Here is a 13320-nt window from a genome sequence, read left to right on the forward strand (position 1 = left end):
GCCCGCAGGCTGCCTTCCTGATGGGTTATTTGATGATTTCGTCGCAGGGGATGTAAGCGCTACCCGGCAGCTTCATGCGCTGCTGCGCGACGAAGCCCTGCAGCAGTTCGTCCATACGGTGCATCAGATCGGCATCGCCTTGCAGCTGATACGGACCTTTTTCCCGGATTTCGCGGATCCCCCATCTCTTTGACGTTACCGGCCACGATGCCCGAGAAGGCACGCCGCAGATCCGCCGCCAGTTTTTCCGCTGGCTGATTCGGGAACAGCTTGAGGTTGGCCATATTTTCGTGGGTCGGCAGGAACGGCACCTGCAGATCCGGCGCAATGTGAATCGACCAGTTGAAGCTGTAGGCATCGCCGGTTTCGCGGCGGTACTCTTTCACCTGCGGCATGGCTTTCTTCATCAGACGCGCCACTTCCGCAGCATCATCAATGATGATTTTGTAATGCCGGCGCGCGGCTTCACCCAGCGTATTAACGATGAAATCATCCAGCACGCGGAAGTCATCGGCGCTCTCTTTTGGCCCGGTGAGGATCAGCGGCAGGACCTGATCGCTGTTCTGCGGATTCATCAGAATGCCCAGCAGATACAACAGCTCTTCTGCCGTACCCACGCCGCCCGGGAAGATCACGATGCGCACAAAGGCTTCCAGACGCTTTTCAATATCCGGCATGATGATCAGTTCATTCACCAGCGGGTTAGGTGGCTCCGCAGCGATGATGGACGGTTCGGTCAGGCCGGTAAACCGGCTGTCGTGATAGCGCTGCTGTGCATGGCCTACCGCCGCCCCTTTCATCGGCGCTTCCATCACGCCCGGACCACAGCCGGTACAGATGTTCAGTTCGCGCAGGCCCATCTGCGTCCCGACATTGCGGCAATATTGATATTCGACCGCGTTGATGGAGTGACCGCCCCAGCACACCACAGTGTTGGGATATTCGCCCACGTGCAGCGCGCGCGCGTTGCGCAGAATAGAGAACACCTGATTGGTAATGTGCGCGGAGTCGGTGACGTCCTGATTTTGCAAACGATCCGCCGCCGAGAGCTGGCCGTTAACAAACAGAATGTCGCGCAGTACGGCAAACAGGTTCGCCTGCAGCGAACGGATAATCCGGCCGTCAACAAATGCCTCTTCCGGCGGATTGATCAGCTCCAGTTTCACGCCGCGCTCGCGGCGCAGCACGTTGATGTCAAAGTTTTCAAAGCGGGAAAGCAGTTCGTGGCTACTGTCGGTCTGACTGCCGGAGTTGAGTACCGCCAGCGAGCAGTTGCGAAACAGCTGGTAGAGATCGCTGCTGGCAGTACGCTTCAGCATGTCGACTTCCAGCTGGGAGAGCAGATCCATTGAGCCAAGCGGGCTGATATGTGTAATCAAGAGAACTCCTTTACACGCAAATGCGTGACTGATGACGCTGCGCTTAACCCGTTGAGCGCAGTGACGAAAATCCTTCGGTAAGCACGCTGTCGCCCTCGCGCCTGTACCAGAGTACCGTTGTCGGCCGCGAATGCTCAAGTGGAACCGCGCATCCGTGCGGCGGCCTGCAAGACATCTCGCAATCTGCTACTGGCGCACCAGGCGGGAGTAGCCCGGCGTGAAAGGAACATTGCTGCGCCACGGATTGATATCCAGCCCGCCGCGCCGCGTGTAGCGCGCGTAGACGGTTAATGCTGCTGGCTGACAAAAGCGCTGAATATCGTTAAAAATGCGCTCGATGCACTGCTCGTGAAACTCATTGTGCTGGCGGAACGAAATCAGATAGCGCAGCAGCGCTTCGCGATCGATACGCGGGCCCTGATAGCGAATCATCACTGAACCCCAGTCCGGCTGATTGGTGATCAGACAGTTCGATTTCAGCAGATGGCTGACCAGCGTCTCTTCAACCACTTCGCTGCCCGTTGCGCTGGCGAGGTAATCGGCGTTAAAGCCGTAATTGCTGATGGTGATATCCTGCTCGTCGATGACATCCCCAGCGAAGTGCCCGATCGGCTGACCTTCCACTTCGCTCAGGCGAAACAGCGCCACGCTGACCTGGCCGTTAGCGCAGGCGCTGAGATCGCGCTCCAGCGTTTGCCGCACGGCGCCCCAGTCGGCGAAAATCGTCTGGTTAAAGCTGTTAAGATAGAGTTTGAAGCTTTTGGACTCGATCAGATTCACGCTGTCGGCGCTTAGCACCACTTCGCCGACCGCGACCTGCGGCACGCCTTTGCTGTTAAGCCAGGAGAGTTCATACAGCGTCCAGATATCTGCGCCGTGGAACGGCAGGTTATCGGGATAAAGCCCGAGAGGTTCGCGATTCAGGCTGCGCGGCACCGCCTGCAGCAGCGTGTTATCGTAGCGATCAACATACGCGGTGGGCTTACCCAAAGTCAGGCTGCTCAGCGCCGTATCCCGGTTTTCAGAAGACATAACGGTTACCACTAAAATCCATCAAAGGGAGTCAGTGTAACCAATCACCAGCGAGAAGATGAATGATGCAGCAAACCGCAGAGGCCCTGCGCGATTTTACCGCCCGTTATGTAGCGCACTGGCAGCAGCAGCACGGCCATTTTCCCGCCAGCGAAGAGCTGTACGGCGTGCCGTCGCCCTGCATCATCAGTGAACTGGATGAGCGCGCACTGGATATTCAGCTGCAGCCGGACCTCACCACGTTCTATACCACGCAATTTGCCGGTGACATGCGCGCGCATTTTGCGCAGCAACCGCTGACGCTGCTGCAGGTGTGGAGCGAGGCCGATTTTACCCGCCTGCAGGAAAACCTGATTGGTCATCTGGTGATGAAGCGCCGTCTGAAACAGAGCCCGACGCTGTTTATCGCCACTACAGATTCTGAGCAGGATGTTACCGCGGTGTGTAATCTGACCGGCGAGGTGATTCTGGAGCAGCCGGGTACGAAAAAGCGGCAGTTACTGGCGGTGGATATTCAGACATTTTTTAATACTTTACAACCGGTTAGTCCGTGAGTTGCAGACTTTTCTCGCAGCTCTTGTAAGAGAGCTCTCACAACTGTTGTGCGAGATCGCCAGAACATTACGCAGGCTTCCGGAAGTCCGCAATGTAAAAAGATTTTGAATCATGCAGTTATGGCATCAATCTGAAAATAAAGACATGGCTTAATCGTTTAACGGCGCTTACTGACTTGTTATTGCGATGGTTTCTGCCAGAGTAGTCACCACTGGCAGGAAGCCATGGATTGAGAGACTTTCAGGAGAATGTCAGCCAGGCGGCAGGAACGTAACGGAGTTTACGTCACAGGGAAGGCTTCAGGATGAAGCAGGACACTCCGGAGTGAGTAAAGGACACCATCCAGGATGGAGAATGAGATCCACGCGGGATGTGGCGGGCCAGGATGCTAAGGACCAATGTCACGATGACAGGCGACGGAAAGCGCAGGAACAGTTGTCATGGATGAGCAGGGAGCGCAGCGGTGGCGGGAATGCTGCAAACGAACCGGGAGCACTGTAATCACAGTGCTCCCTTTTTTTATGCCGTTTTTGCGCGCGCACCCACTAATGATATGCTTGCCGCCCCTTTTTGACGCGGAGGTAGCGTATGTCGACGCACCTGATTATTCAGCGACTGCAGCAGGTCGAAGCAGTGATGCGCGAACACGGCCACTGGCAGACGCACGCCCCGGCGGCGGAAGCCTTTAATAGCACGCAACCTTTCTGTCTCGATACCCTGCAGCCGCTTGAATGGCTGCAGTGGGTACTGCTGCCGCGCATGCAGGCGCTGCTTGACGCCGACGCCGCGCTGCCGCAAAACTTCGCCGTTACGCCTTATTATGAGATGGCCCTACCGCCAACCACGCCGGGCCATGCAGCGCTGCTGCTGACGCTCAGCCAGCTTGATGCGCTGTTTGCGCCGACGGACGCCTGATGCTGGAGATCATTTATCAGGATGCATGGCTGGTTGCGGTGAATAAACCGGCGGGCTGGCTGGTGCACCGCAGCTGGCTCGATCGCAAAGAGAAAGTGGTGGTGATGCAGACGGTGCGCGATCAGATTGGTCAGCACGTATTTACCGCGCATTGCCTCGATCGTCCCACTTCTGGCGTGCTGCTGATGGGACTCTCCAGCGAAATCGGGCGGCTGCTGGCGCAGCAGTTTGAGCAGCATCAGATTCAGAAAACCTATCACGCAGTGGTGCGCGGCTGGCTGGACGGTAGCGCAACGCTGGATTATCCGCTGGTGGAAGAGCTGGATAAAATTGCGGACAAGTTTGTCACGGAACCGCGAGCGCCGCAGCCGGCGGTCACCGATTATCGCGCGCTGGCGCAGGCGGAACTGCCAGTGGCTATCGGCAAGTACTCCAGCGCACGTTATACGCTGGTTGAGCTGTCGCCGCACACCGGGCGCAAGCATCAACTGCGGCGCCATATGGCGCACCTGCGTCATCCTATTATTGGTGACAGCTCGCACGGCGATCTGCGGCAGAACCGCGGTGCCGCGGCCCACTTTGGCATGGATCGACTGATGCTGCACGCCAGTGCGCTGACGCTAACGCATCCGGTGACCGGCGAACCGCTGGTGATTCGCGCCGGGCTGGATCGCGTCTGGCAGCAGATGCTGCACCCGTTTGGCTGGCAGCAGCAACTGCCTGATGTGCCGAGGGTTGAGTTTGCCGCTGAGGCAGTCCAGGATAAGCCGACAGAATAAAGGAGCGGCAAAATGGCAAAGATTGGCATTTTTACAGGTACGGTGTACGGCAACGCGCTGCTGGTCGCCGAAGAGGCGCAGCCGGTGCTGGAAGCGCAGGGGCATGAGGTGAAGGTGTTTGAAGATCCGTCACTGGCCGACTGGCAGGCTTACAGCAAAGAGGTCGCGTTAATTGTTACCTCGACCACCGGGCAGGGCGATTTTCCGGACAATATCGCGCGGCTGTATGTGCAGGTGCGCGATGAGCTGGGCTATCAGCCTGAGCTGCGCTATGGCGTAATCGCTTTAGGCGACAGCAGTTACGACCACTTCTGCGGGGCAGGAAAGACCTTTGATGCCACGCTGCAGGAGCAGCAGGTGCAGCGTATTGGCGAGGTGCTGCTGGTGGATGCGACGGAAAATCCGGAGCCCGAGTCAGTGACCACGCCGTGGGTGGAGAGCTGGGGTCAGCTGTTGTAGTTTTGCCTGGTTCACGCCCTCACCCTAACCCTCTCCCGCAGGCGGGAGAGGGAACAGCCTGTGCGCGCGGGGGCTGTAGGGATGAACCTTAACTGTTCACCCGAACAGCTTCTTCCTTCCGCCAAGTGTGCACACATTACGTCACCGGTGCCAGATTGAATACTGCCAGCTGATTACGTATTCCCCAGCGATCTGACCACGTCTGTTTACGTCCGCTGGCGATATCCAGAATCAGCTCAAACAGCCGCCAGCCGACCTGTTCAATACTCTCTTCGCCCGTCGCGATGGTGCCGGCATTGATGTCCATCAGGTCGTGCCAGCGGTTCGCCAGCGTGCTGCGCGTCGCCATTTTGATCACCGGAATCGCCGCCAGGCCGTAGGGCGTGCCGCGTCCGGTGGTGAATACCTGCAGCGTAATGCCGGAAGCCATCTGCTGGGTGCCACAGACAAAATCGCTGGCCGGCGTGGCGGCGTAAATCAGCCCGCGCTGCGTCGGGCGCTGTCCGGGTGACAGCACTTCGACAATCGGGCTGCGCCCGGATTTGGCAATCGAGCCCAGCGCTTTTTCTACCACATTGGCCAGGCCGCTTTTTTATTGCCCGGCGACGGATTCGCGCTGCGGTCGGTTTGTCCCTGGCTCAGGTAGTCGTCGTACCACGCCATCTCCTTCAGCAGCCGTTTGCCCACCGCTTCGTTTACCACACGCGGCGTCAGCAGATGGATTGCATCGCGCACCTCGGTCACTTCCGAGAACATCACCGTCGCGCCACAGCGCACCAGCAGATCCGAGGCAAAGCCAACCGCCGGATTGGCCGTCACGCCGGAAAACGCGTCGCTGCCGCCGCACTGGGTGCCCACCACCAGCGCCGATGCCGGACAGGTTTCGCGCTGACGCTGGTTGAGCTTTTTCAGATGGCGCTCGGCCACCTGCAGAATTTCATCGACCATCGCGCCAAAACCCACGTGACGTTCATCCTGCAGGCGTACGATATCGCGCTCATCCAGCGAAATGGCCTGTACGTTCGGTGTACCGGTCAGCAGGCGCTCCGGCTGTAATTTCTCGCAGCCGAGGCTCACCACCATCACTTCGCCGCCAAAATTAGGATTCAGTGCAAGGTTGTGAATGGTGCGAATGGGCACCACCGCCGCCGGTGCGTTGATCGCCACGCCGCAGCCATATAAATGGTTGAGCGCCACCACGCCGTCTACGTTGCTGTAGCGCGGCAGCAGATCGCGCTCAATCAGCTGCACCACATAATCCACCACGCCCGCCACGCAGTGCACGCTAGTGGTGATGCCGAGCAGATTGCGCGTGCCGACGCTGCCGTCGGCGTTGCGATAGCCTTCAAAGGTGTATCCTTCCAGCGGCGGCAGGGGGGGAGGCACGTTGGTAGCCAGCGGCAGGCTGGCCAGCGGCGGGGCGGCGGGCAGCGCCACCAGTGACTCCTCAATCCAGCTGCCGCGCGCAATCGGGCGCAGCGCCGTGCCAATCACTTCACCGTAACGCACGATGGCACCGTGCAGGGCGATATCGCTCAGCGCCACTTTGTGCCCCTGCGGCACATGCTCAGTCAGCTGCAGACCATCATCAAAGCGGCTGCCTGCGGGCAGTCCCTGATCGTTGACCACAATCGCCACGTTATCGGCGTCGTGCACTTTAATGTAGCGCGGTTTGTCTGTCAGAGGTCGGTTCATTGCTCACCTTCCGGTTCGTCGCACCGGTCATGGCGGTGCGGTTGAAATCACGTCCGTCACATCATCGTTATTTGCCAGCCTCAGTATAAGCAGGGGTATTCGCCCGCGCATTGTGCAACTGACTGGCTTTGCGCCGCGTTTGGCGCGCAGTTTGGTTCGTTTTACCAAACGCAAGTGAAGAGCCTCACAAAGCGTACGCTTGCTGTTCACTTTTGCAGCAATCTGGCGGCTGAATGGCGGGTTCCGTGAGCCACGCCGCAGCGTTATGGGCAAATGCCATAAAATCGTGCCGGATTGGTGATTATCCTCGGGCGTTCCTCCAGTATTTCGCGGCGATGCTGTTTCTATACTGATTGCCGTTCTTCAACGTTTGGTTATTCGTCACGACGCATCATCGTTTTGCCATAACAACAATCGCCGTGTTTAACCCAACATCATTCTGATACCCAACGCGATGTGTATGCAGTCAGAGTGAATGTAGCGTTCGCTATATTTCAGGAGTGCATCATGAATAGTTACAGCCAGACAGCGACAGCGGTGCAGAAGCGCACCAACGCCCGTTACTGGATTGTGGTGATGTTATTTATCGTCACCTCGTTCAACTACGGTGACCGGGCCACCATTTCAATTGCCGGTTCGGCGATGTCGAAGGCGATCGGTCTCGATTCCGTCGGCCTCGGCTACATCTTCTCCGCCTTTTCGTGGGCGTACGTTATTGGTCAGATTCCTGGCGGCTGGCTGCTGGACCGCTTCGACTCCAAACGCGTCTATTTCTGGAGCATCTTCCTGTGGTCGCTGTTTACCCTGCTGCAGGGCTTTGTCGACATCTTTAGCGGCTTTGGCATTGTGGTGTCGCTGTTCCTGCTGCGCTTCATGGTGGGGCTGGCGGAAGCGCCGTCTTTCCCGGGTAACAGCCGTATTGTTGCTGCCTGGTTCCCGGCGCAGGAGCGCGGTACCGCCGTCGCCATCTTTAACTCCGCCCAGTACTTCGCCACGGTGATTTTCGCACCGATCATGGGCTGGCTGGTGGCCGAGGTGGGCTGGGCGCACGTGTTCTGGTTCATGGGCGGGCTGGGCATCATTCTCAGCTTTATCTGGCTGAAAGTGATTCATGACCCGAACGATCACCTTGGCGTGAACAAAGCCGAGCTGGAGTACATGGAGCAGGGCGGTGCGCTGATCAACATGGATGCGAAGAAAGCCGAGCGTAAAGTGAGCTGGGATGAGAAGTGGTTTCAAATTAAGCAACTGCTCTCCACCCGCATGATGTGGGGGGATCTATCTCGGCCAGTACTGCGTTAACGCCCTGACCTACTTCTTTATTACTTGGTTCCCGGTGTATCTGGTGTAGGCGCGCGGCATGTCGATTCTTAAAGCCGGCATGATCGCCTCTATTCCCGCCATCTGCGGCTTCCTCGGCGGCGTGCTGGGCGGCGTGATTTCAGATTATCTGATGCGTAAAACCGGCTCGCTGAACATCGCGCGTAAAACCCCAATCGTCATCGGCATGCTGCTCTCCATCAGCATGGTGATGTGTAACTACACCGAAACCGAATGGGTGGTAGTGCTGTTTATGGCGCTGGCGTTCTTTGGTAAAGGCATTGGCGCGCTGGGCTGGGCGGTGATGGCCGATACCGCACCCAAAGAGATCAGCGGCCTGAGCGGCGGCCTGTTCAATATGTTCGGTAACTTCTCTGGCATCGTCACGCCGATTGCCATTGGTTACATCATCGCCACCAGCGGTTCGTTTGAAGGGGCGCTGATTTATGTCGGCATCCATGCGTTTGTGGCGGCGTTCAGCTTCCTGGTGATAACCGGCGATATCAAACGTGTCGAACTCAAACCCCGGTCATAAGGAACAGAACATGAATACGCAAAGTTCCCCGGTGATCACCGACATGCAGGTGGTCCCGGTGGCGGGTTACGACAGCATGCTGCTCAACATCGGCGGCGCGCACAGCGCCTGCTTCACACGCAATATCGTGGTGCTGACCGACAGCGCCGGCCACACTGGCGTCGGCGAAGCGCCGGGCGGTGAAAACATCTATCAGACGCTGGTCGCAGCAATACCGCAGGTGAAAGGGCAGCAGGTGGCGCGCATGAACCGGCTGGTTCAGCAGGTGCACAAAGGTAACCAGTCGGCGGATTTCGATACCTTCGGCAACGGCGCCTGGACGTTTGAGCTGCGGGTCAATGCGGTGGCGGCGCTGGCCAATGCCGCGCAGAATGTACGCCTGACGTCAAGGAATGTCGCTGCCACGATTAAGGTGGGGCAGGGGTTATAGGGGGTGCGATTTTCCCCTAACTCTAACTCTAACCCTCTCCCGCAGGCGGGAAAGGGTTAGGGTTAGGGGCCAGCGCACATCCCTCACTACGCCACGCCCAGCACCTGACGCGCTTCGCGCGCCACGTTGGCCATCTCGTCGCTCAGCTCCAGCAGCTCTGGTTCCAGCGCTGCGATATCGCTCTCCTGATGCAGACTCTTCTCCAGCTGCTGACACAGCTGTTTCAGCCGCGGCACGCCGCTGTAGCTGGCGCTGCCGTGCAGCTTGTGGATAATCTCGCGCAGCCCATCGACGTCATTCTGCGCCATGCGCTGCTCCACTTCTGGCAGAAAATCCAGCAGCATCTGCAGCAGATCGCGCGCCAGCTCCACTTTAATTCGCCGCCTGACGCAGCGCCAGCGCCCAGTCGAGTGAGGGCGCGATAGCTGGTTGTCGCACCGCGCTCGCCACGCCGCTCGGCGCATAGCGCTGCAGCAGCTGCTTCAGCTTGTCCTCATCAATCGGCTTGGCGAGATAATCATTCATGCCGGCGGCGATCAACTGCTCGCGTTCGCCATCCCGCGCATGCGCCGTGACCGCGACAATCGGCGTGCTGTGGCAGGCTGCGGATAATCTCGCTGGCGCGGATGCCATCGATGTCCGGCATCTGAATATCCATCAGAATCACGTCCAGCCGATGCTGCCGCGCCTGATGAATCGCCTGACTAGCGTTGTCGCACAGAATGATGTTCTGGACCTGCTCCTCCAGCAATGCGCCGATCAGCTTCAGGTTGGCCGGATTATCATCCACCGCCATCACCGTCAGTGGCTGTCTTACGCCGCGCGGGGCGGCGTCGCTGTGACGGATGTTGAGATCGAGCAGCATCGGTAGCAATCGCGTCAGCGACACCGGTTTGGCAATGCAGCCGGCGATACCGCGCGCGCGCGCAAATCGTCAGCGAACAGCATCATTTCACTTGGCAGCGCCAGCAGCACGGAATCGGCATGCGCGCGCAGGCGGGCAATCAGCGCATCGGACAGGGTAGCCGGATGCGAATCGCTGACCGGCAGCCCCATCAGCAGCAGCGGGAAGTGGGCGTCGGGCAGATCGTCAAGGCTGGCAAAGTGCTGCACCTGCAGAGGCGTAATGCTCAGCATCTCCTGAACCGCTTTCGCCACCGCCGGATGGGGTTCGATATAAGCCAGCGGCGTGGCGTGCAGATCGTCCAGCATGCGTGGAATCGCCGGTGCATTAGGATTGAGATCCAGATGTACCTGTACCCAGAAGGTGGAGCCCTGATTCTGCCGGCTGTGAAAGGCGATCTCACCGCCCATTTCATGCACCAGTTTCTGCGTAATCACCAGGCCAAGACCGGTACCGCCGTGACGGCGTGAAATACTGGCGTCCGCCTGACGAAATGCCTGAAACAGCTGCGACTGCTGCTGCTCGGAGATACCGATGCCGGTATCGTGCACCTGAATCTCCAGTTCAGCCCGCGTGATGCTGAGATGACGCAGCTCGACGCGCAGATCAATGTGGCCGCGCTCGGTGAATTTGATGGCGTTGCCAATCAGGTTGATCAGAATTTGCTGCAGACGCAGCGGATCGCCAATCACATTATCCGGCACCTGTTTCTCCAGGCATACGGTAATCTCCAAGCCTTTTTCGTGCGCGGACGGCGCCAGAAGCACCAGCGTTTCATCCGGTGTGGCGCGCAGCGGGAACGGGATGGACTCCAGTACCAGCTTACCGGCTTCCAGTTTGGAGAAATCGAGCACGTCGTTAATGATGCTGAGCAGGTTATTGGCCGAACGCTCAATGGTGCTCATGTAATCACGCTGGTTGGTGCTTAGCCCGGTTTTCAGCATCTGGCGGGTAAAGCCAATGACGCCATTGAGCGGCGTGCGCAGCTCGTGCGACATATTGGCGAGAAACTCCGACTTGATGCGTGCCGCTTCCTAGGCGCGCTTTTTCGCCAGGTCCAGCTCGGCGTTCTGAATCTCCAACTGCTCCAGCGTTTCGCGCAGATCGTAGGTTGCTTGGTCAATGTTCTGCTGCATCTCTTCATGGTAGGCGGTGAGCGACATCACCATGGCGTTGATGCCGTTTTTCAGGATGCTCAGCTCGCCCAGCATATAGCCATCCACGCGGCTGTCGAGCTGGCCACGCCGGATGCGGTCCACGGTAGTAACCATGTTGCGGATGGGCCCGGTGACGTCGCGCATTAGTCGATAGGCAAACAGCATGGCGATACACAGGCAGAACAGCAGCAGCAGGGTGGCGACAAAGACCTCTTTGTACTGCTCCAGCCGCACCGACTGCAGATCCAGCTCAATCGCCACATAACCCAGCGGATTCGCTGCCGGCTTGGCGTCTTCACCCGGCAGTTCGTCCACCGAATAGCGTTCAGAGATGATCGGCGTGCGCAGCACCATCTGGTTGCCGTGCCGCTCCACCGACACGCCATCCGCCAGCGTGGAAATATCGGCTTTTTGCAGCAGCGCGAGGTTCTGGTTGTTATTGGAGCTAACGTAGATGTGATTGTTGTTGTCGAAAACCGTAATGGCACGGACAATATCCGAATGACGGCGATGCAGCAGGCTGACCAGCTCGCGAATCACATCACGATTATGCCATGTCATGCCGTACTCGCTCGACACCGCCAGCGGTTCGATAATGTTAGCGCCGGCATCGCGCACCTGGTGCTGCAGTTCGTTGTAGCGGTGCACCACGAAGAAGGTACTGAGCAGCAGGCCAATCATCAGCGTCGGCGCCAGTATCAGAATCATCATTCGCGCCCGCAGGCTGTATTTGGTCATAATTGTGGCCTAGCGACTCTTGGCATTTTATCCCTGTGCAAAAACCGCGTACGGCTGCACACCTAATGAAAACTGAGAATTCACAATACTATGGCGCAATTTTACTCCGCAAAACAGCGTGTGACGACGAAGCAACGTCTCAGCGTCACCATTGACGAGCTCGATCCCTTTGGTCAGGGCGTGGCGCGCCATAACGGTAAAACGCTGTTTGTCAGCGGCGCGCTACCCGGCGAACAGGCCGAGGTGATCCTGACCGAAGATAAGCGTCAGTTTGCGCGCGGCAAAGCCAAAAAGATTACACAACCGAGCCCGCAGCGCCAGCAACCGCGCTGCATCCATTTCGGCGTGTGCGGCGGCTGCCAGCAGCAGCACGTGTCCGTGGCGTTGCAGCAGGAGAGCAAAGCGCGGGCGCTGGGCCGCATGCTGAGTCAGGAAGCGGCGCTGCCGGTGCAGGTGGATGAGATCATCAGCGCTGCGCCCTGGGGATATCGCCGGCGCGCGCGTCTCGGTTTGCAGTGGCTGCCGAAGCAGCAGCGCCTGCACATGGGCTTCCGTCAGGCGGCCAGTAACGATCTGATTGATTTGACGCAATGCCCTGTTTTGGTGCCCGAGCTTGAGGCGCTGCTGCAGTCGCTGCACCACTTTCTCAGCAGCCTGCACGCAGTGAAACGGCTGGGGCATGTGGAACTGGTGCTGGCGGACAACGGTCCGCTAATGGTGCTGCGCCATCTTGATGCGCTCTCGGCTGCGGACCGGACAAAACTGGAACGTTTTTCGCACGAGCACCGGCTGATGATCTGGCTGGCGGACGGCAGTGACGCGCTGCAGGCGCTCGGCGCTGAGCAGCCTTACTATCGCTCGTTTGATTTGCAGCTAACCTTTAGCCCGCAGGATTTCATTCAGGTCAACGATGGCGTGAATCAGCAGATGGTGGCACAGGCGATTGCCTGGCTGGATCTGCAGCCGGACGATCGGGTGCTCGATCTGTTCTGCGGCATGGGCAACTTCACATTGCCGCCAGGAAAGTTCGTACAAAATGCGGTGGGTGTGGAGGGCGTTGCAGTATTAGTGCGCCAGGCAGAGTATAATGCTCAGCTTAACAATCTCAGAAATGTCTGCTTCTTCCAGCACAATTTAGAGCAAGATGTCTCGCGCCAGCCATGGGCGGCGCAGGGATTTAATAAGGTGTTACTGGATCCGGCGCGTGCCGGGGCCGCGGGCGTGATGTCGCATATCGTTAAACTTGCTCCGCAACGCGTGGTCTATGTTTCCTGTAACCCGACAACACTTGCCCGCGACAGTCAGACATTACTGTCGGCGGGCTACCATCTGGAAAGGGTCGCTATGCTGGATATGTTGCCTCATACCAGCCATCTCGAATCCATGGTGCTGTTTAGCAAAACATAAGCGATGTTTAAGTCG

Annotated in this window: 6 protein-coding genes and 5 pseudogenes; 7 read left to right on the top strand and 4 right to left on the bottom strand. The window is 58.3% G+C overall.

Features of this window, described 5'->3' with window-relative positions; genetic code table 11:
- Positions 1-25: 25 nt before the first annotated feature.
- Together ppnN and queF are read right to left on the bottom strand one after the other, a co-directional pair.
- Positions 26-1379: pseudogene (ppnN, locus tag AC6I8M_RS15760) on the bottom strand (nucleotide 5'-monophosphate nucleosidase PpnN).
- A gap of 186 nt (positions 1380-1565) precedes the next feature.
- Entirely contained in the window at positions 1566-2411 is an 846-nt protein-coding gene (gene queF, locus AC6I8M_RS15765) for an NADPH-dependent 7-cyano-7-deazaguanine reductase QueF (protein ID WP_010616417.1), read from the bottom strand.
- Positions 2412-2473: 62 nt separating this feature from the next.
- Between queF and syd the strand changes: the two genes are divergently transcribed.
- From syd to AC6I8M_RS15785, 4 genes are all read left to right on the top strand, one after another.
- On the top strand, positions 2474-2965 hold the full coding sequence (syd, locus tag AC6I8M_RS15770; protein WP_041387337.1) for a SecY-interacting protein: 492 nt from the start codon (positions 2474-2476) through the stop codon (positions 2963-2965).
- A 589-nt stretch (positions 2966-3554) separates the two neighbouring features.
- Entirely contained in the window at positions 3555-3881 is a 327-nt protein-coding gene (locus AC6I8M_RS15775) for a YqcC family protein (protein WP_010616419.1), read from the top strand.
- A complete protein-coding gene (gene truC / locus AC6I8M_RS15780; RefSeq protein ID WP_010616420.1) occupies positions 3881-4660 on the top strand; it encodes a tRNA pseudouridine(65) synthase TruC in 780 nt (259 codons plus the stop codon). The genes AC6I8M_RS15775 and truC overlap by 1 nt, the downstream gene beginning before the upstream one ends.
- A 12-nt stretch (positions 4661-4672) precedes the next feature.
- A complete protein-coding gene (locus tag AC6I8M_RS15785; protein ID WP_010616421.1) occupies positions 4673-5119 on the top strand; it encodes a flavodoxin in 447 nt (148 codons plus the stop codon).
- A 136-nt stretch (positions 5120-5255) separates the two neighbouring features.
- On the opposite strand, the pseudogene garD reads toward AC6I8M_RS15785, so the two are convergent.
- Positions 5256-6814 (bottom strand): annotated as a pseudogene (garD, locus tag AC6I8M_RS15790) (galactarate dehydratase).
- A 507-nt stretch (positions 6815-7321) separates the two neighbouring features.
- On the opposite strand from garD, the pseudogene AC6I8M_RS15795 reads away from it, so the two are divergent.
- Positions 7322-8669: pseudogene (locus AC6I8M_RS15795) on the top strand (MFS transporter).
- A 10-nt stretch (positions 8670-8679) separates the two neighbouring features.
- Positions 8680-9093 (top strand): annotated as a pseudogene (locus AC6I8M_RS15800) (glucarate dehydratase); the annotation flags it as partial.
- 92 nt (positions 9094-9185) lie between these two features.
- Here the strand turns inward: AC6I8M_RS15800 and barA are convergent.
- Positions 9186-11898: pseudogene (barA, locus tag AC6I8M_RS15805) on the bottom strand (two-component sensor histidine kinase BarA).
- Positions 11899-11988: 90 nt separating this feature from the next.
- Here barA and rlmD point away from each other — a divergent pair.
- The gene (gene rlmD / locus AC6I8M_RS15810) at positions 11989-13305 is read left to right on the top strand and encodes a 23S rRNA (uracil(1939)-C(5))-methyltransferase RlmD (protein WP_498013499.1); all 1317 of its coding nucleotides are present in this window, start codon (positions 11989-11991) and stop codon (positions 13303-13305) included.
- Positions 13306-13320: the final 15 nt, after the last annotated feature.

This window comes from Type-A symbiont of Plautia stali (assembly GCF_059731155.1).